The organism is Neptunomonas sp., from assembly GCF_016744175.1.
Taxonomy (GTDB): Bacteria; Pseudomonadota; Gammaproteobacteria; order Pseudomonadales; family Balneatricaceae; genus Neptunomonas.
Genome location: NZ_JADGEV010000023.1, coordinates 23,793 through 49,175, shown reverse-complemented (window position 1 = coordinate 49,175; position 25,383 = coordinate 23,793). Strand labels below are relative to the sequence as shown.

The 25,383-nt window shown below is 44.2% G+C and carries 27 protein-coding genes; 10 read left to right on the top strand and 17 right to left on the bottom strand.

What is annotated here, in order from left to right:
• Positions 1–189 precede the first annotated feature (189 nt).
• The gene (locus tag QZZ55_RS11880; protein WP_293267547.1) at positions 190–555 is read right to left on the bottom strand and encodes a glyoxalase superfamily protein; all 366 of its coding nucleotides are present in this window, start codon (positions 553–555) and stop codon (positions 190–192) included.
• Positions 556–899: 344 nt separating this feature from the next.
• Between QZZ55_RS11880 and QZZ55_RS11875 the strand changes: the two genes are divergently transcribed.
• On the top strand, positions 900–2,096 hold the full coding sequence (locus tag QZZ55_RS11875) for a TerD family protein (RefSeq protein ID WP_293267546.1): 1,197 nt from the start codon (positions 900–902) through the stop codon (positions 2,094–2,096).
• A gap of 169 nt (positions 2,097–2,265) precedes the next feature.
• On the opposite strand, the gene trmB is transcribed toward QZZ55_RS11875, so the two are convergent.
• From trmB to ftsE, 7 genes are all read right to left on the bottom strand, one after another.
• Entirely contained in the window at positions 2,266–2,958 is a 693-nt protein-coding gene (gene trmB / locus QZZ55_RS11870) for a tRNA (guanosine(46)-N7)-methyltransferase TrmB (RefSeq protein ID WP_293267545.1), read from the bottom strand.
• 67 nt (positions 2,959–3,025) lie between these two features.
• Positions 3,026–3,814, bottom strand: coding sequence for a thiazole synthase (locus QZZ55_RS11865; RefSeq protein WP_293267544.1), 789 nt, complete (start codon positions 3,812–3,814; stop codon positions 3,026–3,028).
• 56 nt (positions 3,815–3,870) lie between these two features.
• Positions 3,871–4,071, bottom strand: coding sequence for a sulfur carrier protein ThiS (gene thiS, locus QZZ55_RS11860; protein WP_293267543.1), 201 nt, complete (start codon positions 4,069–4,071; stop codon positions 3,871–3,873).
• 6 nt (positions 4,072–4,077) lie between these two features.
• On the bottom strand, positions 4,078–4,458 hold the full coding sequence (locus QZZ55_RS11855) for a DUF423 domain-containing protein (protein ID WP_293267542.1): 381 nt from the start codon (positions 4,456–4,458) through the stop codon (positions 4,078–4,080).
• A 110-nt stretch (positions 4,459–4,568) separates the two neighbouring features.
• Positions 4,569–5,441, bottom strand: a complete 873-nt coding sequence (gene rpoH, locus QZZ55_RS11850; RefSeq protein WP_293267541.1) for an RNA polymerase sigma factor RpoH — start codon at positions 5,439–5,441, stop codon at positions 4,569–4,571.
• Between the two features lie 167 nt (positions 5,442–5,608).
• The gene (gene ftsX, locus QZZ55_RS11845) at positions 5,609–6,628 is read right to left on the bottom strand and encodes a permease-like cell division protein FtsX (protein WP_293267540.1); all 1,020 of its coding nucleotides are present in this window, start codon (positions 6,626–6,628) and stop codon (positions 5,609–5,611) included.
• Positions 6,621–7,280: a cell division ATP-binding protein FtsE gene (gene ftsE, locus QZZ55_RS11840; protein WP_293267539.1), complete on the bottom strand. Its 660-nt coding sequence runs from the start codon at positions 7,278–7,280 to the stop codon at positions 6,621–6,623. Before ftsE ends, ftsX begins: the two co-directional genes overlap by 8 nt.
• An 84-nt stretch (positions 7,281–7,364) precedes the next feature.
• Between ftsE and QZZ55_RS11835 the strand changes: the two genes are divergently transcribed.
• A complete protein-coding gene (locus tag QZZ55_RS11835) occupies positions 7,365–8,564 on the top strand; it encodes a hypothetical protein (protein ID WP_293267538.1) in 1,200 nt (399 codons plus the stop codon).
• A 62-nt stretch (positions 8,565–8,626) separates the two neighbouring features.
• Positions 8,627–9,187: a 16S rRNA (guanine(966)-N(2))-methyltransferase RsmD gene (gene rsmD, locus QZZ55_RS11830; RefSeq protein WP_293267537.1), complete on the top strand. Its 561-nt coding sequence runs from the start codon at positions 8,627–8,629 to the stop codon at positions 9,185–9,187.
• Between the two features lie 13 nt (positions 9,188–9,200).
• On the opposite strand, the gene QZZ55_RS11825 is transcribed toward rsmD, so the two are convergent.
• Both QZZ55_RS11825 and QZZ55_RS11820 read right to left on the bottom strand, forming a co-directional pair.
• Complete coding sequence (locus tag QZZ55_RS11825; protein WP_293267536.1) at positions 9,201–9,827, bottom strand: TetR family transcriptional regulator; 627 nt, start codon at positions 9,825–9,827, stop codon at positions 9,201–9,203.
• An 82-nt stretch (positions 9,828–9,909) separates the two neighbouring features.
• Positions 9,910–11,178: a M48 family metallopeptidase gene (locus QZZ55_RS11820; RefSeq protein ID WP_293267535.1), complete on the bottom strand. Its 1,269-nt coding sequence runs from the start codon at positions 11,176–11,178 to the stop codon at positions 9,910–9,912.
• Positions 11,179–11,358: 180 nt separating this feature from the next.
• On the opposite strand from QZZ55_RS11820, the gene coaD reads away from it, so the two are divergent.
• Positions 11,359–11,862: a pantetheine-phosphate adenylyltransferase gene (gene coaD, locus QZZ55_RS11815; RefSeq protein ID WP_293267534.1), complete on the top strand. Its 504-nt coding sequence runs from the start codon at positions 11,359–11,361 to the stop codon at positions 11,860–11,862.
• Positions 11,863–11,879: 17 nt separating this feature from the next.
• Positions 11,880–12,125: a YfhL family 4Fe-4S dicluster ferredoxin gene (locus QZZ55_RS11810; RefSeq protein ID WP_293267533.1), complete on the top strand. Its 246-nt coding sequence runs from the start codon at positions 11,880–11,882 to the stop codon at positions 12,123–12,125.
• A 72-nt stretch (positions 12,126–12,197) separates the two neighbouring features.
• Here the strand turns inward: QZZ55_RS11810 and rluF are convergent, their stop codons facing one another.
• Positions 12,198–13,025, bottom strand: coding sequence for a 23S rRNA pseudouridine(2604) synthase RluF (rluF, locus tag QZZ55_RS11805; protein WP_293267532.1), 828 nt, complete (start codon positions 13,023–13,025; stop codon positions 12,198–12,200).
• Positions 13,026–13,177: 152 nt separating this feature from the next.
• On the opposite strand from rluF, the gene QZZ55_RS11800 reads away from it, so the two are divergent.
• The gene (locus QZZ55_RS11800) at positions 13,178–14,035 is read left to right on the top strand and encodes a PA4780 family RIO1-like protein kinase (RefSeq protein WP_293267531.1); all 858 of its coding nucleotides are present in this window, start codon (positions 13,178–13,180) and stop codon (positions 14,033–14,035) included.
• A 62-nt stretch (positions 14,036–14,097) separates the two neighbouring features.
• Here the strand turns inward: QZZ55_RS11800 and QZZ55_RS11795 are convergent, their stop codons facing one another.
• The 3 genes from QZZ55_RS11795 to QZZ55_RS11785 are packed head-to-tail and all read right to left on the bottom strand — an operon-like array spanning position 14,098 to position 17,670.
• Positions 14,098–14,607: a DUF501 domain-containing protein gene (locus QZZ55_RS11795; RefSeq protein ID WP_293267530.1), complete on the bottom strand. Its 510-nt coding sequence runs from the start codon at positions 14,605–14,607 to the stop codon at positions 14,098–14,100.
• Between the two features lie 53 nt (positions 14,608–14,660).
• Positions 14,661–16,751 (bottom strand): ATP-dependent DNA helicase RecG, encoded by a 2,091-nt coding sequence (gene recG, locus QZZ55_RS11790; protein ID WP_293267529.1) that lies wholly within the window; start codon positions 16,749–16,751, stop codon positions 14,661–14,663.
• Between the two features lies 1 nt (position 16,752).
• Entirely contained in the window at positions 16,753–17,670 is a 918-nt protein-coding gene (locus tag QZZ55_RS11785; RefSeq protein ID WP_293267528.1) for a hydrogen peroxide-inducible genes activator, read from the bottom strand.
• A 48-nt stretch (positions 17,671–17,718) separates the two neighbouring features.
• Here QZZ55_RS11785 and QZZ55_RS11780 point away from each other — a divergent pair, with 48 nt between their 5' ends.
• Positions 17,719–18,552, top strand: coding sequence for an SDR family oxidoreductase (locus QZZ55_RS11780; RefSeq protein ID WP_293267527.1), 834 nt, complete (start codon positions 17,719–17,721; stop codon positions 18,550–18,552).
• A gap of 74 nt (positions 18,553–18,626) precedes the next feature.
• Here the strand turns inward: QZZ55_RS11780 and QZZ55_RS11775 are convergent, their stop codons facing one another.
• A complete protein-coding gene (locus tag QZZ55_RS11775) occupies positions 18,627–20,204 on the bottom strand; it encodes a 2Fe-2S iron-sulfur cluster-binding protein (protein WP_293267526.1) in 1,578 nt (525 codons plus the stop codon).
• A gap of 44 nt (positions 20,205–20,248) precedes the next feature.
• The gene (locus tag QZZ55_RS11770; protein ID WP_293267525.1) at positions 20,249–20,794 is read right to left on the bottom strand and encodes a peroxidase-related enzyme; all 546 of its coding nucleotides are present in this window, start codon (positions 20,792–20,794) and stop codon (positions 20,249–20,251) included.
• Between the two features lie 162 nt (positions 20,795–20,956).
• Here QZZ55_RS11770 and QZZ55_RS11765 point away from each other — a divergent pair, with 162 nt between their 5' ends.
• Positions 20,957–21,853 carry a LysR family transcriptional regulator gene (locus QZZ55_RS11765; protein WP_293267524.1) on the top strand — a complete coding sequence of 299 codons (897 nt, stop codon included), beginning with the start codon at positions 20,957–20,959 and terminating at the stop codon, positions 21,851–21,853.
• A gap of 60 nt (positions 21,854–21,913) precedes the next feature.
• On the opposite strand, the gene QZZ55_RS11760 is transcribed toward QZZ55_RS11765, so the two are convergent.
• Positions 21,914–22,255, bottom strand: a complete 342-nt coding sequence (locus QZZ55_RS11760) for a hypothetical protein (protein ID WP_293267559.1) — start codon at positions 22,253–22,255, stop codon at positions 21,914–21,916.
• A 551-nt stretch (positions 22,256–22,806) separates the two neighbouring features.
• Between QZZ55_RS11760 and QZZ55_RS11755 the strand changes: the two genes are divergently transcribed.
• Both QZZ55_RS11755 and QZZ55_RS11750 read left to right on the top strand, forming a co-directional pair.
• Positions 22,807–23,733 carry an ABC transporter substrate binding protein gene (locus tag QZZ55_RS11755; protein WP_293267523.1) on the top strand — a complete coding sequence of 309 codons (927 nt, stop codon included), beginning with the start codon at positions 22,807–22,809 and terminating at the stop codon, positions 23,731–23,733.
• A 15-nt stretch (positions 23,734–23,748) separates the two neighbouring features.
• Entirely contained in the window at positions 23,749–25,326 is a 1,578-nt protein-coding gene (locus QZZ55_RS11750) for an ATP-binding protein (RefSeq protein ID WP_293267522.1), read from the top strand.
• Positions 25,327–25,383: the final 57 nt, after the last annotated feature.

The window sequence follows — 25,383 nt, the reverse complement described above, 5'->3', positions numbered from 1 at the left end:
ATATATAGAATATGTATTTAAACACTCTCTAATTAACTAAAGTATAGACAAGAATTATGGGGTTATATAAATTTTTTCACATAAATAGACTTAAGACATTTACACGCTTTCACAGCGTATCAGCGATTAGCAAATCAGTTCATACCACATTGAAAAAGCTGTTAAGAATCACTAGTATTCGCGCCTACTTTAATCACCACTAAGCTCACAAAAGATAACCTTATTACCAAAAGGATCTGATATTGACATGTCTTTGCCCCATGGTTGCTCCGTAATGCCCGGCCTAGCATTTTGATATGCCTTCTTATTTAACACCGCTTTAAAAGCCTCTATTTCATCCACCTCGATACGAAGGGCAGCGCCAGGACTACAATCACCATGGTGCTCTGATACATGAATAACACACTCTCCTTTTGAAATTTGCATATACAGCGGAGCTGTCTCATCAAACCGATGTTCCCAATCAACGCGAAAATCCAAAAAACCCACATAGAATTCTTTAGCCTTTTTTTCATCGAATGACCTCAATATCGGTATTGGGCTTCCAATCTTCATGCACTTACTCCTTATTAAGTTTAATTATATGGAACGTTGAGTTCACATATCCTCTATATAAACACGATATTTTCGAATCCTGCGACTGTCAAACTACTTGTTCAAGCCCTCTTTTTTCTTACGAAGAAAGACGTGAGTGCTCATTGATCTTTATAGAAAGAAGTTTATTCTTACAATTAAGGGGATGAATAAACACCAATGCATGGAGGCCTCTATTGTTAACCAACGGCCCTAACAATACCTCCACGTTACTAATTTATTACATACCGCCCTTCCATTTTAAATATTGATTCTGGGAACATCGTACTCAACTTGTTATTTAATTACCTAATCAGGAAGTGTCTATGAAAGAGCTTAGCCAGGGAGCTAACGACGTTATTCAAAACAGTACTATCGACGTTTCTGTACAATGCACACCGGCACTAGACTCATCTAATGAGCTAGATGTTTCTGCATTTATGCTCAATGCATCTGGTAAAGTGCTCCGAGACGAGGATTTCATCTTTTACAACCAGCCAACCTCACTCGATGGCGCTATTACATTAAATTACCAACAACCAGAAAACCAGATTTTCAGTATCGATCTCTCAAAAGTTAATGCTGATGTGCAAAAAATCACAATTGTTATTACAAATTCACAGGCACTCTCAAAATCACAATCACTTCAAATAGATGTTCGCGGCGAACTCTTTTATCAGCCTGTAAAAGAGCGTTTGGAAGAAAAATCCCTGATACTTGCAGAGATCTACCGCCACAATAACAACTGGAAGTTCCGTGCCGTAGGCCAAGGCTACAAAGCGGGTTTAGCTCCACTTGCAACAGGCTACGGCGTTGATATTTTTGACGAACCTGAGCAACAACCCCCACCTAGCCCGGTGGTAAGTATTCAAAAAACCTCCATTAGTCTGCAAAAAATCGGGCAAAAAACGACTATATCACTAGCAAAAGGCCAAAAACTCACCGCTCGCTTACAGTGGGACACCGACGCAGACTTAGACTTATATTGTTTCTACGTAGATAGCTCTGGCAACGAAGACAAGGTGTACTACAAACGCATGGGGGACCTTAATAGCCCACCATTTATAAAGCTCTTAGGGGATAGCATTAAAGCTGGCCAAGAAGTGATTGAAATCTCCAAGCCAGAGCATATTAAGTATGCTTTGATAGCCGCCTATAGCGCGGTGAGTAATGGTGCCGGTAGCTTCTATTCATATCGCGCACGTATTGTTGTAACAGACAACGATAAACAAGAAGTAACCTCTCATCTTGAACACGATGATCCGCACTCTTATTGGGTTACATTTGCTTTGATTGATTTCAGCAACCCTGAGCAAGTTGAGATTAAGAATGTGGAGTCGTACTCAAACAAAGAGCGCTTCAAAGAAGAGTTTAAAACTAAAACAGGACATGCACCTGCTGGTTTGTTAAGAAGCAGTAAGAGCAGTATTAATGGTGTTAATGCCTATGACCCCGAGCGCGCTCCACATCTATTTAAAGATGGTTCTTTCATGATGTCTGTGGGGCCACGTGAGTTTAAGTAAGTAACAGAGAAGTAGCCCACTTCGCTGGACAAATATTTACATTACGTAAACTGTCTATCTTTGAGCCAGCAATGGTTGAGGGTAGACTGTACGTACAAAATAAACGCTACATTTAAAATAAAAAAGAAGCCTAAGCTCCTTTTTATACTCAACTATCAATGCCTAGACCTTATTCTGTTTTTTCAAACATCAGATCCCAAATACCATGACCTAGCCTTTCGCCACGTCTTTGAAACTTAGTCACCGGGCGCCACTCAGGTTGTGGCGAGTATTGGCCGTCGCCCATTTTGTTCTTGTAGCCTTCTGCTGCACTCATGACTTCCATCATGTGCTCAGCGTAGTTTTCCCAGTCTGTTGCCATGTGGAAGTAACCGCCAACTTTTAACTTTTTACGGATACTCTGCGCAAAGTCTGGCTGTACTATACGGCGTTTGTGATGACGTTTTTTATGCCAAGGATCAGGAAAAAACAACTGTAGTGTGTCTAAACTATTATCCGGCACACACTGTTTAAACACCTCAACAGCGTCTTCAGCATATACGCGAATATTAGTCAGCCCTTCTTCATTAGCATTACTGAGTAGACGCCCAACACCAGGACTATGTACTTCTATTCCAACGAAGTTTTTACTAGGCTCACGACTGGCCATTTCCAGCAGGGAGTCGCCCATTCCAAAACCAATTTCCAAAACAACGGGAGCCTCTCTACCGAAAACTTCAGTAAAATTGACAGAGCCGTTTTTTATTTCTAGCCCCATAACAGGCCACACTTCTTCCAGTGCTTTCTCCTGCCCTTCTGTTGTCCTACCTGCACGCTTCACAAAGCTGCGTACCGTACGCATGTGTTTCTTTTCTTCTGTCATTACCGCCAACTATATTTTCAAAACTAAGCAAAAAGATCTAACTTATAAGGTCTTGTTTAAGAAGCATTTATCCAATCACGCCCTCAAGTGGTGATGAAGCACTCGCATACCTTTTACGTGGCATACGCCCTGCTAAAAATGCTTCGCGTCCTGCCTCAATCGCTTTTCTCATAGCGGATGCCATGAGTACTGGATGATTTGCCCCAGCAATGGCGGTATTCATTAAAACACCCGCACAACCCATTTCCATCGCTATCGCTGCATCCGATGCTGTACCTACACCGGCATCCACCAAAATAGGCACATTAGCCGCTTCCATAATAAGCTTAATGTTATGCGGATTAAGAATACCCAAACCAGAACCAATCAATGATCCTAATGGCATAACAGCAATACAACCCATCTCTTCCAACTGCTTGGCAACGATGGGATCATCATTGGTATACACCATCACTTTGAAGCCATCTTTAACGAGGGTTTCTGTAGCTTTGATGGTTTCTACAATATTTGGATAAAGGGTTTTTTGGTCGCCCAATACTTCTAGCTTTACTAGGTCATGCCCATCCATTAGTTCACGCGCCAAACGACATGTACGAACAGCGTCTTCTGCGGTGTAACAGCCCGCTGTATTGGGCAAGATAGTATATTTATCAGGAGTGATAACATCTAACAGATTAGGTTCACCAGGGTTTTGACCAATATTTGTACGGCGTACCGCAACTGTCACAATCTCGGCACCACTGGCTTCAATTGCTTCACGTGTCTCATCAAGGTCTTTGTATTTACCCGTACCAACCAATAAACGCGAGTTATACTGCTTCCCTGCGATAACCAATGCATCTTTTAAATCTGACATCTATTCAGTCCTTAATTCTTTTGTAAGAAAATGTATTCGATAACGACAGCAGGTTATTAACCACCACCAATCGCATGAACCACTTCTACTTTATCGCCAGCATGTAACTGGTGCTGCATGTGCTGGCTACGTGGAATAATTTCTTGATTTACTTCAATCGCAATACGCTGCTCTTGCAAACCCAGCGTGACGACTAGATCATTCAGGCTTGCACCTTCGTCTAGGCGAGTGACTGCACCATTGACTTCAAATTCCATTAAACGCTACCTTTTATCCATAGTAATAAAATTCCAAACCAGCATTAACCAACCCACAATAAACGCTAAACCGCCCACAGGCGTGACTATACCTAACCAATGAACACCTGAAAATGCCAGTAGGTATAAACTCCCACAGAACAATACTATGCCAGCGAAAAATGACATCGCACTTAGTTTTAACAGTGCTGTTGAGCGCTGCTGAAGCAACAAACCAACTAGCAATAACGCTAACGAGTGATAAAACTGATATTGCACACCTGTCTGCATCACAGCCATTAACTTACTGGTAAGTATGTCTTTAAGTGCATGTGCAGTAAAAGCACCGATCATCACAGCGATAGCGCCACTCATACTCGCAACAATCAAACATAAACGTGCATTCATAATGCTATCTCAAAAATAAGGGCAAGATTATAACACCGATTAATTGCTGTGCTTTAAAAACGACAAAGCCGCCCAGAGGCGGCTTTGTAACAATATGAAGAAACCGTCAGTTAAGCGGCTTGTAAATCCTGACCTATCGCTAACTTTAATTTCTTCATTGCATTTTTTTCAAGTTGACGAATTCGCTCTGCCGATACGCTGTATTTTGCAGCCAATTGATGCAATGTTGCTTTTTCTTCCATCAACCAACGCTGTGCCAGAATGTCTCGGCTACGGTCATCTAACGATTCCATTGCGCCACTTAAGCGCGCCTGAGAGTCTTGCTCCCAATTCGCGGCTTCAAGCTGTTCTGCGGGATCGGCTGAATGATCTTCCAAATATTGAACAGGAGCCAAATAACCTACAGCATCATCGTCATCACTGCCGGTTAGGTCAAAAGAGGTATCAACCGATGCCATACGGCCTTCCATCTGACGGACAACTTTCTCATCCACACCTAAGTCACCAGCAATCGCCGTTACTTCATCATTGTTCATCCAACCCAAGGCTTTTTTCTTGGAGCGTAGATTAAAGAAAAGTTTACGTTGTGCTTTGGTGGTAGCAACTTTAACAATACGCCAGTTACGCAGGATATATTCATGCATTTCAGCTTTGATCCAATGCACAGCAAAGGAGACCAAGCGCACGCCCATACCAGGATCAAAACGTTTAACAGCTTTCATCAAGCCGACGTTTCCTTCCTGTACTAGGTCACCTAGTGGCAAACCATATCCAGAATAGCTTCGAGCAATATGTACAACAAAACGAAGATGAGACAAAACCAGCTGACGCGCCGCTTCTAAATCGTCTTGATAAAATAGACGTTCGGCCAGTGCACGCTCTTCCTCTACACTTAGCACAGGGATAGTGCTAATTGTCTGTACATAAGCGTCCAGATTTTGCCCTGGCGTAATATGTTCGATGAGTTGTAAGCTTTTACGCATTTAGTCGTAACCTCGTTGTTGTATCAAAAAATCTGTATCTAAAACCAACTTATTCACTAGAATCCACAAATAAGATGCTGAATATTACAAATAGTTCCCAAAAAGATAAAGCCCTAGTGCTTAAATGACAAGTACCAAGAATGCATCAGAGTGTTCACAAAATAGCATTACCTTGGTTCTATTTCACGCAAATGGCGCCGCACCGCTGTCCATGCGCCTATCCAGCCTAGTAAAACGCTCGTAAATAGTAAGAGAAAAGACCCAAAAAAACCAAGCCCACTCAATTGAAATTGGCTGCGATATAGCTGAGCTAACTCCTGCGCGGGTGTTTCTAACATCAACCAAGCAACCTGTACAATCACCCACGCAGAAAGTGCACCTAATAAGCCATACCATACACCGGTATAAAGAAATGGACGCCGCACCCATGCATCAGTTGCCCCCACCAGCTTACTAATAACTATTTCATCACGCCGCGATTCTATTTCCATCTTAATGGTATTGCCGATAACTAACAAAACGGCCAGACCAAGCAACACACCTAATACGAAGACTGCTCGTTTTGCTACAGCCAGCATTGCATCTAATCGCTGCAGCCATTCTAAATCCAGAACGGCTTCATTAACTTCAGGTAATGCCTGTAAGCCAGCCCTCATTAGCCCCAAATCGGCTACATTTTTAGATTTGGGTAATAGCATGACAACAGCAGGAAGGGGATTATCACTCATCGCATCTAATACATCGCCAAAACCCGAATACTTCTTAAACTCCAGCATCCCTTGTGAGCGGCTAATATAATCAATAGCGGCTATATCATCCCGCATTAACAGTGAACGGCTAAAACGGTCAGCATCTTCATCACTTAATGACGTTTCCAAATACAAAGATAAACGCGTCTCGCCTTCCCAGCCTTGCGTCAAGTTTTGTACGTTAGATAACACCGTAAACAAGAAACCAGGCAGTGTTAGGGCAATCGCCAATACGGCAACCGTCATAACGGTAGCAACAGGCGTACCTAACAGCTTTGCTAAAGCGCTCTTACCAACTTCTGAGTGATTACGTAGCCAGCTCTCACTATGGCCTTTGAGGTCCACTTTATGATGCTCTGCCCCACGCTTAGCGCTAGGTTGTGCAACCGGGGCTTCCCTCGTTGGCTGAACCCGTTCTGCTCCTCGCTTTTTATCCATCTGCGATTAGCCTCCCAGACTTCAATGTAAGCATCCGGTGGCGCATACTTCTAATCAACGATAGATCATGGCTGGCAATCAATACGGTTGTTCCTACTCTATTAAATTGCTCGAACAATCGCATGATTTCTTCTGATAGTTCTGGATCAAGGTTACCGGTGGGCTCATCGGCCAGCAAAACCTTTGGTTTATGCACGATAGCTCTGGCAATGCCTACCCTCTGCTGCTCGCCGCTCGACAAAGCCCGAGGGTTCATTTTTTCACGGTTAAGCAAGCCGACTTTATCTAGTGCAGCACGTACTCTTCGTGCAGCATCAACAGGGGAATAACCGCAAATTTGTAATGGCAAAGAAACATTATCAAACACACTTCGATCAAAAAGTAGTTGATGATTTTGAAAGACAACCCCAATGGAGCGCCTCAGATAGGGAATATCATTACGAGTAAGGTGACTCAACAACTGGTCTCCGACCTGAATATGGCCTGCCGTAGGCTGCTCCATCAGCATCACTAACTTTAGCAAGGTGCTTTTCCCTGCTCCCGAATGCCCAGTTAGAAATGCCAACTCCCCGGTATTCAATGTAAAACTTACATCTTTGAGGGCATCATAGCCTTCATCATAATGCTTACTGACATGCTCAAACTGGATCATGATGCTCTAGGTCTATCCTGAATAATGCAGATTACACTATTATAGTGGTATTTTACGTATAACTGCTTAATCTACTGGAAAATTATGGATCAGCCGCATCAGCCTCTATTTAACCGTACTTATTTAAAGATTTTGCCATGGGTTGTCGCCATTCTTATCGTATTACTCACAGCTAATAGCCAAAAGACGGCTACGTCTTCCGCCATAGCACTGGCAGAAAACTGGGTTTATCTGACGATCGAAGAAGAAATGGAGCAACAATTACGTTTAACTTATCCCGTCACTCCAGCTTATACAGAAAAACAGCTTCAGCAACGCACTGCTTTAGCGTCGGCCTACACACAAGCGACAACAAGCCAGTCTCAGGTTTCTCTTCAATGGAAAGATGATCGAGTCATTTTTTCTTTTCTTCTACCTGAGGATATAAGCAAACTCAAAACGTTTGATTTGGACAGCTTACTCAAGAACTTGACCCGCTCTGCCAATCAACATTTTCCTGCTGCATTAACACGCGCTACTGCAGAACGATATTTAGCGTTGAGTGATATTGAAGAACAAGCCTTGAGCAATCTAAAAGCGCATCTTCCAATGTCTACATCCGACTACATTCAGCCGACAACCCCTTCCAGCCTGCTTGCTCAAAGGCCCACGGTCTTATTAACGCTGAAAGAAAACAATGATGATGCCACTGATACCCTACTCAAGCAGTTGAAAACACGCTATTCACAACCTCAAGTACGTCAAACAACAGTAGCCACAACCAATAAAACAACCACTCATATCGACGCTCAACACCGTAGCCCTTACCATTTGTACTTGATAGGAAAAGCCATTAATACAGACCTCAACAGCATAGGCCGGACACTAACATTTCATTACATAAACCAAGCAGTTAGGCCCGTAATTGAGCAAAGTGGTAGTACTTACCGCCTGCTACTCAAGCCTGCATTTCCTATCGGCTATTCTGCATTATCTATTACTCGCAAAACACCGTTTAATAAAATGCTTAACCGTAATTTGCAAACCTATCTATTAGAAAACTTCGATAGCAAACAGCTTGAGCACATAAAAACCTCACTGATTCAACAATACGGCAAGCAGCTATCGACTGCACAAGGCCGTGTTGAACAGCTTACAACCACGCTTTTCTACCAAGAGAAATTACAGTCTGAGGATGAATTTCGTGATACGATTAACAACATATCTAATACTCAGGTACAAACAAATATAAAAAACTTGTTTGATCCTGAGCACACCATTATTGTTCAAATCACACCGCCGTAGATTATCCAATGCCTCGTAGAAATCCACCCCGAAAAAATCTTAGCCCCAAAGAACCCAAACAGATGTTACGTATCATTGGTGGAGAATGGCGCAGCCGCAAAGTCCCCTTTCCGAACGTTGAAAACTTGCGACCAACCCCTGATAGAGTAAGAGAGACGCTCTTTAATTGGCTACAAAATATTACGCCAGGAGCACGCTGCTTGGACCTATTTGCCGGTAGTGGTGCCTTAGGCTTGGAAGCATTATCCAGAGGCGCTAGCTCTGCAACCTTCATAGATAGCTCCCCCGCAGCGACGCATCAGCTAAAAGACAACTTACAAGCCTTAAAGTGTCAAAACGGAGAGGTGATTGTTTCATCTGCTCTTAACTGGCTAGAGTCCAGACAAACTGATGCTGAGCCTCGATATGATCTCGTGTTTTTAGACCCACCTTTCAGGAAAGAGATGGTTTCTATCATTTGCGAACTACTAGAGAAGCGAAACCTACTCTCTGATCATGCCGTCATCTATATCGAAGCGGAATCTGAACTAAACCAGCTAATAGTTCCATCAAACTGGCAAGAAAATCGCAGTAAAACAGCAGGCCAGGTCACTTACCGTCTGTTCTATAGAGATCCAACATAAAGTAAACACCCCGTTAGTTACAACGAGTAGCATCTAGCCCGCGAATAGCGTTATGAATGGTCGTGCTGGCCATTTCTCTGAAAACAACGGGCTCTGGCATATATTCAGCTACAGCCAACACACCGAATACTTGGCTTAGCATAGCTTCGGCAATACACTGCTGTTTTGTTTTTTTAGCTATCTGTTTTTGCTTACGTGCTTGTTTAAGAAAACGATTAATGTATCCCGTCCATACATCCCACTCATCAGCTAAGGTATCTTGTATACCTGCATGTAAAGGCAGTTCTTTGCGTCGTGCATAGAATAAGGAAAAAGCTTGTCGAGACTGTTGATGAGAAGCTATGTGGCATATTGTCTCAATCAAAAAAGCGTTCAAGGCTTTTAACGCGTCTTGATCAATGGCTTGCAGTTGCTCTAGGTAATATCGCTCAAAGGGTAGCGTAATCGATTTACATAGCGCCAAGATCAAATCATCTCGATTTTCAAAATGCCAATATAAAGCTCCATGCGTCACGCCAGCTTCTGCTGCAATAGATTTCAAACTGACGTTATGAATGCCATGTAACGCATACTGCTCCAAAGCCATTTGTAACAGTGCTTGACGTGTCTTCTCAGATTCCTCTCGAGTACGGCGAGCCACTACAATCTCCTTTCGCTAATAAGCTACATTTTCAGTCTAGCGCATCCTGTCCGCATTAACATTCCCTCAAGCATAATAAGCTCTACCGGTATGGCGTGGCATCATCTAAATAGTACTTTAATTGCATTCTTTTTAATTGTGCTACCGTTAGATCAGGAAGATTAAATTGAGCTGCAAAGCGCGCACCTGAACGCACATGCCCCTTAACATGCGCCACATAACGCTTTACCTTCCCCTTGGCATCTTTAACCAATACGCCCATTACAACATTCTTCATATTGACTGTATTTCGGTTCTGCCATACCACTTGCCAAGAATTTTGATCTATGACCTTTTCACCCAACACCACCACCTTTTTATCTAACGCCTGCATTAATTGTATTTGTTGTGCTTGGCGGTTTGCCTCTTGTTTCGTGCCTTGGTGCTGCACGTACGCACCTAGCGCCGTTCCTAAAATTGCAGATAAACCCGCTCCGCTGCCTGCCTCTGCTGATGACGTGCTTTTACGCCATAATGCGTTATTATTTAGCAAAGCTGCAGACTGAGGGTTTTGTCGTCCATTGCGATAATATGACTTAACTTTACTCGCTGCATTTCGTGTCAGCACCGCACGTTCAGGGTTGACCGGATGATCATGAAAAAAAAGTCCGCGTGCACTTCCTTCTTTTTTATACTGCCTTTCCCAAATACGACTTGCAGCGTATGGATCGAAGCCCGCCAATGCGGCATAAAGAATGCCTATTCGGTCTGCTTCGATTTCACTTTCATGAGTAAATGCCGCTTGGTAGCCACCTTGTCTCGCAGCCTCTGAGCCGGCAATTAATGCGGCTGTTTGATGTGTTTTTCGCTCAAAAACATGATTAGCCACAGTATGTGCAACCTCATGCCCTAGAACAGCCGCCAATTCCGCATCACTTTTAAGATCTCTCATCAAACCACTGTGAACAACAATGTAAGTGCCACCGGTAGTGAAAGCATTGAAAGAAGAATTATCAATCAAGATAGGAAGCCAACGCTCATTTGCTAAATGGCTAACGCGATGAATGCGGTCAAAAACCCTTATTAAACGCTGATAAGCCTTACGATCTAATGCACCATTAATTTTTTTCCCTGCTTTCTTTTGTTGAGCAATAATTTGCTCAACAGCCGCATTCCCTTGAGCAATTTGCTGCCCTCGGCTCGCCATACTTAACGTACGTCTCCCCGTTACTCTATCCCTTTCACTGACCGTCTCGGCGGCGTTATATAGCCCCCTATCGACACGCTGCAACGCTTCACAACCACTGAGTAGCACTAAACATACGAGGACTGAAGACGCTTTAATAAAAACCGTATTTACCATAGAAAGCATAATTGACACCTGTTTCAACACCCTTATATTCTTATTTGAAATATAAAAATATTTTTTTATAACCAATAAAGATGGATACATTCCATTATTATATTTGTACCACTGAGGCAATTCCGATAATATGCCGCACTTGTAACAGTGGCAATAAGTACAGCAAAACAGGGCTAGAGTGAATCGACAATGAACATTGCCATTTATCCCGGAACATTTGATCCTATCACAAACGGTCATTCTGACCTTGTTGAACGAGCTTCACGCTTATTCGATAAAGTGGTAGTGGCAGTTGCTACGAGCCAAACCAAACAACCTTTATTTCCATTAGAAACGCGCACCTCGCTCGCCAAAGAGGTTTTTGCTCATTTGGATAATGTTGAAGTGATTGGTTTTGACTGCCTGTTAGCAGATTTTGTAGCACAGCAAAACGCCAATATTATTCTACGTGGCCTGCGTGCTGTGTCAGATTTTGAATATGAGTTTCAGTTAGCGAATATGAATCGCCAACTAGCTCCACAGGCAGAAAGTCTCTTTCTAACACCTGCAGAGCACCTTTCCTTTATTTCTTCTACGCTGATAAGGGAAATTGCACTACTAAACGGCGACGTGAGCAAATTTGTTCACCCAGCCGTCAATAAAGCGTTACAGAACCATCTTGCAGTAAGAAAAGACTGCAAAAATTCTTCTTAGCAAGAGAGGTAGCCACCATGGCATTAATTATTACCGACGAGTGCATCAACTGCGATGTATGCGAACCAGAATGCCCAAATGAAGCTATTGCTCCGGGTGAAGAAATTTATGAGATCGATCATAACAAATGCACCGAGTGTGTAGGCCACTATGACACGCCACAATGTGTTGAAGTATGCCCTGTAGACTGCATTCCGAAAGATCCGGATCACGTTGAAACTGAAGATCAGTTGATGGACAAATACACCAAGCTGACCAGTTAATCGATTCTCAAATTGGGAACATTAAAAAGCAGACCATTGTCTGCTTTTTTATTGCCTAAAATAATACCTCACTTACGAGCGATGCTTTTTTCGTTCCTTAGATACACGTGTTCGAGTCTTATTCAGCGCAATGTTTTCTTTCGGTTGTGGTTTCTGGGTGTTAGCGGCTGTCTTGTTTGAAGTGGCTACAGCACCGTTAATGTCTGCCATTTCTTTTTGCGTTAAATCTCTCCACTGACCAGGTTTTAAACCTGCCAGTGAGACATTCATAATGCGTGTGCGCTTTAGCTTTTTAACATCATATCCCAAATACTCACACATACGGCGAATCTGACGATTAAGTCCTTGTGTCAGTATAATTGTAAATACAAAACGACTTTGAATGGTGACTTGGCAAGGCTTAGTGACCGTATCAAGAATAGGCACACCACCGGACATTTTATCTACAAAGCGTTCGTTCAGAGGCTTATCCACAGTGACTACATATTCTTTATCATGAGCATTTTCTGCTCGCAGAATTTTATTCACAATGTCACCATCACTGGTGAGGAAAATCAAACCTTCAGAGGGCTTATCCAAGCGCCCAATAGGAAATATTCGCTGCTTATGTCTGATCGCATCGATAATATTACCTTTCACGTGGCGTTCAGTGGTGCACGTAATACCTATCGGCTTATGGTAAGCTATATAGATGCGATCGGATTTATTTTCAGCGCTGGCATTGATTCGCTTCCCATCGACTAAGACGGTATCCGACGGTGTCACTTTTGTACCAAGTTCGGGCTGTTTACCGTTGATCGTGACTCGCTTTTGCTCAATTAGCTTGTCAGCTTCACGTCGGGAGCAAAAGCCCGATTCGCTGATATATTTGTTGAGACGTTTTTCTAAAAGGGTACTCACAATTTTTTCCAACTGTTTTACTTCGCGACAACGTAAATTAAAACATAATGCGCAGTGCAAAAGCTGCTTTGTATTAAAAAGCAGCTATAGTTTTAACTGGCGATTTTATCTAACATAAATCATACCATGAAAGTACAAGTTATAAGGGTGCCATGAAAGCTCCAAAACGATTACAGCCCCTAATAGAAGACGGCTTAATAGACGAAGTCCTACGCCCACTCATGAGCGGCAAAGAAGCTGATGTTTTTGTCGTCCGCTGTGGTGACGAAGTGCGTTGCGCAAAAATATACAAAGAAGCGAACAAACGCGGCTTTAAGCAAGCGGCTCAGTACCAAGAAGGTCGCAAAGTACGCAACAGCCGTCGCGCCCGCGCGATGGAAAAAGGCTCCAAATTTGGCCGCCATCAACAAGAAGAAACCTGGCAGAATGCTGAGGTAGATGCGCTTTATCGACTCGCTGCAGCTGGCGTGCGCGTACCTCAACCTTATGGTTGTTTTGATGGCGTACTGTTGATGGAACTAGTGACAGATAACGATGGCCATGTAGCACCACGCCTAAACGACGTTGCACTCACAGCTGAACAAGCCCGTGAAGATCATCTTGTCGTTATGCATTACGTTATGTTGATGCTGTGTGCAGGGTTAGTACATGGAGATCTATCAGAATTTAATGTGTTAGTAGATTCATACGGCCCAGTCATTATTGACCTTCCGCAAGCGGTGGATGCTGCAGCCAATAATAATGCCCAGAAAATGCTGGCACGTGATGTGAATAACATGACAACTTATTATGCTCAGTACGCGCCTGAACTAATGGAAACCCGCTACGCCAAGGAAATTTGGTCACTCTTTGAGAATGGCGACCTAACGCCAGAAGTAGAACTTACAGGCCTGTTTGCAGAAAGCGATCAAGCCGCCGATGTTGATACAGTTCTACAAGAGATCAAAGCAGCATGGTTAGAAGAGCAAGAACGGCAAGAGCGTATACTTGACGCTGAAGAGTCCGCTTAAAGCAAACTAAAGCGGAGATTAGCTAAAAGCACTTACCCACAACAAGTGCTTTTAGCTGCCAATCATAACGAGTAGTTCCGCTTATTTAGCTCGAATTCTTGATCCATCAAAGCACCTATCACATTTCCATCTGCCAAATGATGTGCATACTGCATATGCAAACAACGCACTTTATCCCACTGAGAAATACCACCAATTCCATAGCGTTCAAACATTTCAGTAAAACCTAATGCATCAATGCGCTGTTTATCCTGCGGCAGCATCAGCTCCCAACGACGAGCCACATACGCTTTCTGGTTCTGCAAAAAGGCTTCTTTAAGCTCGGCATCTTCCTGCAAACGAGTCTCTATCTCTTTAACCCAGCCCTTACCTTCTATTTGCCCTATTGCTTTGCATAGCTCCTTAGAAGATAACCAGTACAATGTAGGAAAAGGCACATTTTCTACGAGCGAGCGCATTTGGAGCACCAACGGAACACCCGCTTCAGTAGCGACAGAAATGCCGACTAAACCTTTAGGCTCCCGACCAATTTGCTCAGCTATCATGGCCAGTTGTTGTTCTGATACGCTCACATAAACCTCATTTACTGCTTTATTTAGTACTTATATTAATCTTAATGACAAATCTAAACATGCCCATATTCATCATGATGCCCTAGCCAACGACGTACGACGGCTTCCATTACCGCAGGTTGGCCGGCCAACTGAGCGGCCACTTGCTGCACACGTTCCAGCAAATCAGAGTCACGCTGCAAGTCAGCAATACGAAACTGCATCATACCTGTCTGTCGAGTACCTAGAATTTCACCCGGGCCACGTAGCTCTAAATCTTTCTCCGCAATACGAAACCCATCCGTTGTTTCTCTCATCACAGCCAAACGCTCACGCCCCTGCTTAGAGAGCGGCGCATGGTACATCAGAACACAGAAACTTTCGACTGAGCCACGCCCAACTCGTCCACGCAACTGGTGCAATTGAGATAAACCTAAGCGCTCAGGATTCTCGATAATCATGACGCTGGCATTCGGTACATCTACACCCACCTCAATAACCGTGGTAGCCACCAGCAAATCCAACTCCGCCGCTTTAAAGCGCTGCATCACATCCGATTTTTCTTTCGCTTTCATTCGCCCGTGTACTAGCGCAATTCGCAGTTCAGGCAATAGTTCCTGTAACATTGTCTCCGCCACTTCTGCAGCTTGGCACTGCAACGCCTCTGACTCTTCTATGAGTGTACAAACCCAATACACTTGACGACCTTCTACGCACGCCACTCTCACACGCTCTACCACTTCATCGCGACGAGAGTCAGCAATAACAACAGTATTTACCGGCGTTCTTCCCGGTGGCAATTCATCAATAATCGAACAATCCAAATCAGCATAGGCGCTCATTGTCAGTGTGCGGGGAATGGGCGTAGCGGTCATAATCAATTGATGTGGACTGCGCTTCCCGTCTCGACCTTTTTCCCGCAGGCTCAAGCGCTGATGTACACCAAAACGATGTTGCTCATCAATAACCGCTAAACCAAGGTTATAAAACCGCACCTCTTCTTGAAACAACGCATGAGTACCAATGACAATTTGAGCGGAACCATCAGCAATCGCTGCTAGCTGCGTAACCCGCTGCTTACCTTTCACTTTACCGGCAAGCCAAGCGAGCTTAATACCCAATGGCTCCATCCACTGCGAAAAATTTATAAAGTGCTGTTCTGCTAAAATCTCTGTGGGCGCCATAATGGCTGCTTGCAAACCATTTTCTACCGCTTGCAAGGCCGCCAGCGCTGCCACCATGGTTTTACCCGAACCCACATCACCCTGCACTAAGCGCAGCATAGGGATGCTTTTCTTAAGATCAGCAGAGACTTCTTGGCTAACGCGCTGTTGCGCATTAGTTAGACAAAAAGGCAACTGCGCTAAAAAAGGCTCAGTGAGTTGCTGTGAAGGCGGCAACATAGGCGCTCCATGCTCCTGCACCTTATGACGCAACTGCAAGAGCGTTAGATGGTGTGCCAATAACTCTTCAAACGCTAAGCGACGTTGTGCAGGATGCAGCCCCTCTAACAACAAGTGCTGGTCTGCATCAACTGGTGGCGCATGCAAATAGATCAACGAATCTTTTAACTCGGGTAAGCGCCATTGCCGTCTAACCGGTTCAGGCAACAACTCAGACACACTACCCGTTTCAAGCCATACCAGTGACTGTTGTACTAAAGTACGTACTCTTGCTTGCTGTAGCCCTTCAGTCATTGGATAGATAGGTGTAAGGCTCTCTTCTACTGGCGTTAAGCCATCAGCAGTACTAGCCCGATATTCAGGGTGCACCATCTCCAAACCAGCAGGCCCCGGACGGACTTCGCTAAAACAACGTAACTCGCTACCCACCGCTAAAGCATTTTTTTGGGCTGCTGAGAAATGGAAAAAACGCAAAGTTAAGGTGCCAGTCCCGTCTTGTATCCGACAGAGCAGACTTCGTCGACGCCCCATCTGAATATCTGAGGCTAGAATCGTCCCCTGAATCACGCATTCATCGCCCGGGCGAAGTGAACCAATAGCAACAATGCGGGTTCGATCTTGATAACGGGTTGGCAGATGGAACAATAGATCCTGGATAGTGCTAATACCTAGCCGCTCAAGTTTTAAAGATAGCGCAGCACCTACTCCCTTTAATGCCGTCACTGCTGGCGAAGATACACTATAACTCGATGAAACATTCACGTTATGATGCCGTCTCGATAGGAATGTTTACCTGACAATGACTCACCGCATCCACCAGCACATCGATCGCCTTTGAGCGCGGAAAACTCGCTCGCCATGCCACCGCGACACTCCGGGTTGGTTGAGGTGTTTTAAAGGGCTTAGTGACCACCATATCTGATTGGTAATAACCGTTAGTCGCCGACATTGGCAACACGCTCGAACCTAAACCGCTCGCCACCATCATACGAATAGTCTCCAAGGAGCTACCCTCCGTAACGCTGTGCTGATTCTGAATTGCCTGCTGTAAGGTAGGGCAAGACTCCAACACCTGATCACGGAAACAGTGCCCCTCACCGAGCAACAGCAGTTCAGTATTTGATAAGTTAGAGGAATCAATCATCTTTTGATCACACCAAGGGTGCTGCTTAGGCAACAGCATCACGAAAGGCTCTTCATACAGCATGCGTGTGACCACATCAGGTTCTTCAAAAGGCAACGCTATTATGATTGCATCTAACTCACCATTGCGTAATTTCTCACGTAAGCGCGCTGTAAAATTCTCTTCTATGTACAACGGCATATGTGGCGCGAGCTCTTGCACCTGTGGCACAAGATGAGGAAACAGATAAGGACCAATTGTATAAATAGCACCCACCCGCAAAGGGGAGCGCAGCTGATCTTTACCTACCTGAGCGAGATCCTTAACCACATCAGCCTGCTGCAGCACTTTTACGGCCTGCTCAACCACACTCTTGCCCACATCCGTTACCCGCACTGCGTTTTTACTTCTCTCAAATAACGCAACGCCCAGCTCTTCTTCCAGCTTTTTAACGGCAATGGATAAAGTAGGCTGACTAACAAAGCATTTTTCGGCAGCGTGCCCAAAATGCTGCTCTTTAGCAAGAGTGACGATGTAGCGCAGTTCGGTGAGCGTCATTGCTCATATCCTCTGTTATGATGCAGCTTTTTGGAAGGAATCAATTCCATGAACAAACTGCGTATTCTCATTGCTGGCTGTGGCGACGTAGGAAGTACACTGGGGGTTACGTTAGCAACACAAGGCCATCAGGTGTTTGGTCTAAGACGTACTATAAACCAGCTTCCTAGCTGCATTCACCCTATTTCTGCTGATCTTTCTGATAAAGATACACTATCAGACTTGCCAGATATTGATATCTTAATCTATTGCGCTGCAGCAACCGGCCGTAGTGAAAATGCATACCAGCAAGCCTATATAAATGGCTTTAAGAACATCTACACGGCACTACCTCAACCCCCAAAGCACACCTTCTTCACTTCAAGCACCAGTGTATATGGTCAGCATCAGCATGAATGGATCGATGAGCAATCGCCGACTCAATCTGAGCAACCATCCGGGCAGATCATGCGCCAAGCAGAGATTGCCGTTTTAAAAAGCGGTAATGCCACTGTGGTACGTTTTAGCGGTATTTATGGGCCGGGCAGAAACCATCTTATTGACCGTGTAAAAAACGGCAGCATTGCACGAGACGATTTGCACTACAGCAATCGAATTCACCGAGACGACTGTGCCGGCGTGCTTGCTCACCTGATTCAACGTGTAAATGAAAATAAGCCAGTAGACACGCTATACCTTGCCAGCGACCTAAATCCAACACCGATACGCGAGATAACCCTGTGGCTAGCAAAACAGCTAGACATAGAAACAACATACGCTGTAGAAATTAGACGCGGTGGTAGCAAGCGTTGTAACAGCCAACGCTTACAAGAGTCAGGGTATCAATTTTTGTATCCAGACTACAAAGCAGGATTCGCGCTCGCACTAAGTGAACAACCTTAGAAATTTAAACAGAAAGCACCAAAAGAGCATCAACCAATGTAGAAACAGGTTGATGCTTTTCTATAAAGTTCTTTTTATATATCCAACACCAAACGCTCACCTTTAGCACGTGATATGCAAGGGCAGATCGAGGTTTGCTGCTCAGCAGGAGTCAATACTGAATCACGATGCTCAGGTTCTCCTTCAAGCACTGTAACAGCACAAGATTTACAAACACCTGCCATACAACTGAAAGGAGCATCCACACCGGCATCTAGCATGGCATCCAGAATACTCTGATCACTGCTAACATGAATCTGTACACCCGAACGACGCAGCTCCACCTCGATAGGTTGAGCATTCGCAGCAGGCGTTGCTGAAAAGCGCTCAAACCTTATACGCTCTGGGCTTATATTCAATGCTTCAGCTTGTTTAACGACATCATCAATTAAGCGGTTTGGACCACATACATAGATGACAACATCATCAGGTGCAGCACTCAGCACTTCACCCACATTCAGGCGTTCTGAGTGTGTGGCGCGATACAGCGTTAATCGTTGAGAAAACTCTCTTGTTAAGCGGTCACTAAAGGCCATTTCGGCTTCACTGCGACCTGCATAATGCAGCTGTAACTCATTGCCTCTTGCTTTTAATGCCTGGGCCATCGCTTTAAGGGGGGTAATACCAATACCACCCGCAATTAATACAGCGGGACGCGCATCGGTATGCAGTGAAAAATTATTCTGTGGAAGATCACAATTTAACTGCAAGCCGATGTCAAAGCGTTCATGCACCATCTTGGAGCCACCCGTACCTTGCGGCTCTTTCAATACAGCGATTTCATAGACATCTCGGCGTGCGGGGTTAGAACAGATTGAATAATGACGCTCGGATAACTCTCCGTTTTCCAACCGTACTGGTACGCGTAAATGTGAGCCGGCTTTTACGGTAGGCAACTCTGATCCATCAAGTGATCGCAATTCATACGCTCTGACACGCGGGGTCAGCTGTCGGACACCTGATATCATTAATAACAACTCGCCGTGGCCCAGCACTGACAAGGTGTTTGCCTGATTATGAGTTGTTTGCTCAACTGTTTTGGCAGCTAATTCTGCATCCTTGGCTTCTAAAATCGCTTCCACGTCCGCTTCGGTGTATCGCGGCGTAATATGCTGCGGACAATTCCAATCAAATGCCTCTATATCAATAACAAAACCTCGCTCTACACGTGCTCGATAGTCATCCACTTCAAGTGCGGCTAGCAGCTCCGTTTCATCTATGCCAATCAGACGAACTCGTCCCAGCACTTTAAGACGGCGACGGTTTTTGTAATCCATTAGAAAAAGAGAAACACGGTTATCTTTACGTAAATTACCCACACTTACGTACTGACGATTGCCACTAAAATCAGCGAAGCCTATTGTTTGTGCATCGATGATTTTAATAAAACCTGCAGGCCCACCGCGATGCTGTACATATGGCCAACCAGTTTCGCTCACGCTCGCCATATAAAAACTATCACGATCATTGATGAAATCTGCTTCATGCTGGCTGAGCAAGTGGTTGTAATCCTCTCCTTCATCCATGCTGGCATACCCTGTACGGCTGCCCAGCTGTTGCTGTACATCCCGGACAGATTCAGTGAATGCGATCTCTGCAAATTTGTGTCCCATAACATGAACCCTCCGGGGTCTTTTTTAATTATCAGTCGCCAAGCTTACGAAGCCAACTGAAGATCTATTTTAGGAAAATCGATATCAACACGACTAGCTTTACCCAGAATATTGGTTAATGTGTTCATCCCCACATGCGTAATGATCTCTACAATATCAGATTCGCTATAACCGGCGGCACGTACTTCAAGCAACTCGGCTGTTGTGATATCACCGCTATGCTCTGATAATGAGCGTGCAAATTTAACAGCGGCCGCTGCCTTTGCATCTTCACTTGAGCCTGCTCGATTAGCCTCAATCTCTGAAGTAGACAGCCCAGCTTTGCGACCAATTGCCGTATGAGCAGATACGCAATACTGGCAAGCATTCTGCTGAGCAAGCGCTAACGCGATACGCTCACGGGTCTGTTCATCCAAACTGCCTTCACCCGCAATACTATGTAACCCTAAAAAAGCACGCAGGGCAGAAGGAGAGTTAGCAAATATTTTAAGAAAGTTAGGCACCATACCTAACTGTGATTGGATAGCATCAAGCAGCTCTTGTTGTTCTGCGTTGGCATTGTTGTTATCGATTACGTTTATACGGTTCATGTTACTTCTCCTGAAAATCTCATTAAGTGTTTAGTTCACAACACCACTGCGTTGCGAGTAGTGACACTATGAAGAATTCCACTTAATATAAGAATAATCATAAATTACAATTTATAATTCCGCCAAATGGAATTATAGACTCAGGCCACACAAGGAACCCCAATGGACCGCTTCCATCTTATGAGTGTTTTTGTTGCCGTTGCCGAAGAGCAAGGCTTTGCAGCTGCAGCAAGGCGGTTACGTATGTCTCCACCCGCAGTGACCCGCGCCATAAGTGCCTTGGAAGAACACTTAAACGTAAAACTACTCAACCGCACGACACGCTATGTACGCACCAGTGATGCAGGACAACGTTACCTTGAAGATGCACGCCGGATCTTGACTGAAGTTGCATCTGCAGATGAGGCAGCGGCAGGTATCAACGCCGAACCTCAAGGCCACTTAGCCGTCACAGCCCCAGCTTTGTTTGGACGGCAATTTATCACGCCTGGCATTGTGGACTACTTACAACGCTATCCAAACACCGAAGTATCAGCCGTCTTTCTTGATCGGGTAGTCAACTTGCTTGAAGAGGGATTAGATGTCGGCATACGCATTGGTGAACTTCCTGATTCAAGCATGCGCGCTCTACGAGTGGGGTCTGTGAGACGTATTATATGCGCCTCCCCTGAGTACTTACAGCACCATAAACTACCGCATAAACCTGATGATTTATTACAACACTCAATCATCGCATCAAGCGCCATAGCAGGTTCACTTGATTGGCATTTAAATACGACTGATGGCAAACCTTTACGCATAAAACCGAGGCTTACCGTCAACACCAATGATGCTGCTCTAGAAGCGGCACTGGAAGGTTTTGGCATTACACGATTACTTTCATACCAAGTCAGCCAGAAGCTAGCTTCGGGAGAATTAATCAGATTACTAGAAGCATACGAGCCAACCGCTTGGCCTGTGCATATCGTGCATCGCGAAGGCCGTTATGCCTCCGCAAAGATTCGTACATTTGTCGACTTAATGGCAGAACGCTTACGTGCAGATACTTCATTAAATTGAGAGACAAAACACAACAGAATACTCGCAGCCAATAACCCTACTAAACGCCTGCAAATATAGTCAGAGTCGATAAATAGTAACGCCATATAAAACAGCACAACATAGCAACAAAAACAAAACACCTGGGCGCATCTTTTGGATAAAGCGCGGTAAGCACTTTGCATTAAATATATAGGCAGAGGTTAGCAACATTAAACAGCCTGAAATCAAGGCAGCCGTGCCCCAAAACTCAGAAAAATGGCGCATTGCATACCAAAACACATTCCAACTTCCCGCGGCAAACACCACAAATGCCATCGTTTTTCTAAACCATGCAGGTAACTTCTGCACTGTACGCAATACGGGCAATCGTGTTGCAAATAACAACCCCGTCACCATGCATCCCGCCATAATTGTTCCCATAGGAAGCACACGCTTCTCCTTATCTTAAAAATACTGATAACTACACCAAAACACATATCGTATTCTAACCTACTGTAGAGTATGACATGAGTTCTTCAGTTCAATTTCTATCCCACTCAACGGTAACGCTCCTAATAAATTCCATGCAAATGGATGCACACCTCAAACCGACTTATCTGCGCACACCAGTATGTTACAAAGGTCACCATTAATAGCTTGCTCAACAGATTTTTCTTACCATTCTTGCACTACACTATAAGTGTCTGCTTTCATATAGGCGGTGATGCACGGCTCGCCGGCAAAGAAGCGAGATTAGGCCCGAAGAGCCTTCTGGCTGAAGGGAAATCGTTAGCATAATTCGACAGGTGAAAGTTCGAGGTTTAGCCAAAAAGAACCGCGTCTTTATGCTGACGATATGCAGTTTGAATTTGATGCCAATGATGAATATAGTTCTTGTCGCATAGGGCCCAGATCGGTCATACTCAGTACTTTAATGCAGCCCGATGAAGATGCATACAACAATCTAATCCGAAAAGGGTTGAGCGCTAACGGTGAAATGGAACACTAAGACGTACGAATCCTCACTTATTGCTATTATCATTTGGCTGTTCGGCTACTCCATTGCTTCTGCTGCAACGTTAGCGGTACTTTACCCGGAAGTTAAAGCCCCCTATAAACAGATTTTTGAACAAATACTTGATGGCATTGCCTCTCAACATGATGAGCGCTTGCTTAAAGTCTCTCTCGGAAAAAAGTTTAATAAAGCTAATATTTTAGCCGACATGGAAGCAGATAACGTTGAGATGGTTATTACTTTGGGACGTCGTAGCTATTCATTTGTATCAGAGTTAAAGGATCGTTACCCTTTTGTCAGCGGAGCCTTGCCTCTTGCACCTAACGGAATATCGGGTGTTAGCTTAATTGCAGACCCAGAGACTCTCTTTATTCGACTTAATACTCTAGCTCCCAAAGTGCGACGTGTATTTGTAGTTTACACACCTAGAAACAAGTGGTTAATAGATTTAGCTCAACAATCTGCTGGCTTGAAAAAAATTGATTTGGTTTCCTATGAGGTCACAGACCTTTCCCAAGCCGTTGAAAAATACCAAGAAATACTTAAGCAATCCAAAAGTTATGTCGACGCAATATGGTTACCACTAGACAAGACCACTGCTAATGAAAAAGTCGTATTACCGTTACTGCTGAAAGAAGCATGGCGTCATAAAATAGTCCTATTCTCCAATAAGCCATCCCACGCTCAGAGAGGTGCGCTATTTTCCATCTACCCAGATAACAAGCAGTCAGGAGTACGATTGGCACAGATGGTCCAAGAAATACATCAACTGCAAAACAAACCCGGAGTAGAGCCATTAAAATCATTGAAAGTCGGAGTCAATCTACGAACGTCTGCACACCTAGGCTTGGAGTACAGTCAAGAGCAAATACATTCTTTTTATGTTGTATTTCCAACACCCTAATGACTTATTGAATTTATGCCGATTATAGGACGAAATACACCACAGACTCTTCGACGCCAGCTGCTTACTTTTCTTCTTCTATCCATTGCTTTTCTGTCAATTGTATCTTCCTTCGTTGGCGCTTGGATCGGCTCAACCCAGTCCCACTCGATGCTCGTAAACAACTCTTTACAGATAGCCGAAAATCTAGCAGAACGCAGCGTGCTCTCTCTAATAACCGGCAGCCAAACAAATGCAGAAGAGGCCACATCTCAGGTATTAGGTTTTAGCGATATAATAGGCGTTGCCATCTTAGATGAAAAACTCATCCCATTACTAATTAAAGGCAGTCTTGAATTCGAGCCGGACAGATATATATCGCTAAAAGACAACAGTAGCCCCCAACTAGCCGATGTGGACTCAGTGTCTTGGCGAATCTTTGCTCCAGTCTATTTTCCTGATATCTATGAGGGAGAGGATCAATTTGAAATGGAGGCAGTGGAACCCAAAATAATGGGGTACGTAATAATTAATGTATCAAAAGAATCCCTTATTACTTTGTCAGACAACCTACTGACTTACAATATTTTAATTAGCCTGATAATTACCGCTACTATGGGAGTGCTAATGAACCTAGGTATTGGCCGCCTGACTCAACCAATATTTAACCTTTCCCGCAGCATGAAACAAGCTCGAGCAAGTGGCGAACATACCTTTGTTCGGGTCGAAGGTGCCAAAGAGATTCAACAAATGGCCGAAAGCTACAATGGGATGATGAAGGCCCTAGAAAAGCAGGAAGATGAATTGATAGGCATGAATGCTTCGCTTGAATCCGAAGTTGAAATTCGTACCAAAGAACTTGTTCAAGCTAGAGACGCCGCCTTAGTAGCAGCACGAACCAAATCCGAGTTTTTAGCGAATATCAGCCACGAGCTTAAAACCCCTCTACAAGCGGTCATGGGCTACATAGAGCTGGTTAAGGAGGAGCTTGAATGTGAAGCAATGGACCAGCAAGTTGAAGACCTTGAACAAGCTATGAAGTCCTCACTACGGTTATTAGCACTTATTGGCTCTATTCTTGATTTAGCACAAAGTGAATCTGGTAAAATGGAGATGAATCCTCAGAAAACCTCACTCCTAGAAGTCATTAGTGACCTAAATACAATCGTTAAGCCTCTAACAGTGGAAAACAATAATCAACTAATAATCCCCCCCTCTCTTGTTGATATTATTTTTGTCGTCGATCGAGAGAAGGTTATGCATGTCTTGTTAAATCTGCTATCCAATGCTTGCAAATTTACTAGCAATGGAACTATCAAACTTACTTTCAAGCAAACCAACGAAGCGCTAAAGCTGTCTGTTTCGGATACGGGCATCGGTATTTCCCGAGATCAACACAAACTGATTTTTGATGAATTCCGGCAAGTTGACGGCAGCATTAAACGCCAATATGGAGGCACTGGACTAGGGTTAGCAATATCAAAACGATTTGCTCAAATGATGGGGGGCAATATTTCCATTGTTAGCAGTTTAGGTAATGGAGCCTGCTTCACGTTATCTCTTCCTTTAAAACCATCAATGAATTTGATAGTTGAAGATAAACAAACTCTTTAAGCCTAGTCACAATTTATTTGCCTATTCTGCAACCATTGATACGTCCGTGAAAATAAT

What these genes read in the sequence shown, in the direction of transcription:
- QZZ55_RS11880 (WP_293267547.1), bottom strand. Translation starts at nt 555, where the DNA reads ATGAAGATTGGAAGCCCAATACCGATATTGAGGTCATTCGATGAAAAA.
- QZZ55_RS11875 (WP_293267546.1), top strand. Translation starts at nt 900, where the DNA reads ATGAAAGAGCTTAGCCAGGGAGCTAACGACGTTATTCAAAACAGTACT.
- trmB (WP_293267545.1), bottom strand. Translation starts at nt 2,958, where the DNA reads ATGACAGAAGAAAAGAAACACATGCGTACGGTACGCAGCTTTGTGAAG.
- QZZ55_RS11865 (WP_293267544.1), bottom strand. Translation starts at nt 3,814, where the DNA reads ATGTCAGATTTAAAAGATGCATTGGTTATCGCAGGGAAGCAGTATAAC.
- thiS (WP_293267543.1), bottom strand. Translation starts at nt 4,071, where the DNA reads ATGGAATTTGAAGTCAATGGTGCAGTCACTCGCCTAGACGAAGGTGCA.
- QZZ55_RS11855 (WP_293267542.1), bottom strand. Translation starts at nt 4,458, where the DNA reads ATGAATGCACGTTTATGTTTGATTGTTGCGAGTATGAGTGGCGCTATC.
- rpoH (WP_293267541.1), bottom strand. Translation starts at nt 5,441, where the DNA reads ATGCGTAAAAGCTTACAACTCATCGAACATATTACGCCAGGGCAAAAT.
- ftsX (WP_293267540.1), bottom strand. Translation starts at nt 6,628, where the DNA reads ATGGATAAAAAGCGAGGAGCAGAACGGGTTCAGCCAACGAGGGAAGCC.
- ftsE (WP_293267539.1), bottom strand. Translation starts at nt 7,280, where the DNA reads ATGATCCAGTTTGAGCATGTCAGTAAGCATTATGATGAAGGCTATGAT.
- QZZ55_RS11835 (WP_293267538.1), top strand. Translation starts at nt 7,365, where the DNA reads ATGGATCAGCCGCATCAGCCTCTATTTAACCGTACTTATTTAAAGATT.
- rsmD (WP_293267537.1), top strand. Translation starts at nt 8,627, where the DNA reads ATGTTACGTATCATTGGTGGAGAATGGCGCAGCCGCAAAGTCCCCTTT.
- QZZ55_RS11820 (WP_293267535.1), bottom strand. Translation starts at nt 11,178, where the DNA reads ATGCTTTCTATGGTAAATACGGTTTTTATTAAAGCGTCTTCAGTCCTC.
- coaD (WP_293267534.1), top strand. Translation starts at nt 11,359, where the DNA reads ATGAACATTGCCATTTATCCCGGAACATTTGATCCTATCACAAACGGT.
- QZZ55_RS11810 (WP_293267533.1), top strand. Translation starts at nt 11,880, where the DNA reads ATGGCATTAATTATTACCGACGAGTGCATCAACTGCGATGTATGCGAA.
- QZZ55_RS11800 (WP_293267531.1), top strand. Translation starts at nt 13,178, where the DNA reads ATGAAAGCTCCAAAACGATTACAGCCCCTAATAGAAGACGGCTTAATA.
- QZZ55_RS11785 (WP_293267528.1), bottom strand. Translation starts at nt 17,670, where the DNA reads ATGACGCTCACCGAACTGCGCTACATCGTCACTCTTGCTAAAGAGCAG.
- QZZ55_RS11780 (WP_293267527.1), top strand. Translation starts at nt 17,719, where the DNA reads ATGAACAAACTGCGTATTCTCATTGCTGGCTGTGGCGACGTAGGAAGT.
- QZZ55_RS11775 (WP_293267526.1), bottom strand. Translation starts at nt 20,204, where the DNA reads ATGGGACACAAATTTGCAGAGATCGCATTCACTGAATCTGTCCGGGAT.
- QZZ55_RS11770 (WP_293267525.1), bottom strand. Translation starts at nt 20,794, where the DNA reads ATGAACCGTATAAACGTAATCGATAACAACAATGCCAACGCAGAACAA.
- QZZ55_RS11765 (WP_293267524.1), top strand. Translation starts at nt 20,957, where the DNA reads ATGGACCGCTTCCATCTTATGAGTGTTTTTGTTGCCGTTGCCGAAGAG.
- QZZ55_RS11760 (WP_293267559.1), bottom strand. Translation starts at nt 22,255, where the DNA reads ATGGGAACAATTATGGCGGGATGCATGGTGACGGGGTTGTTATTTGCA.
- QZZ55_RS11750 (WP_293267522.1), top strand. Translation starts at nt 23,749, where the DNA reads ATGCCGATTATAGGACGAAATACACCACAGACTCTTCGACGCCAGCTG.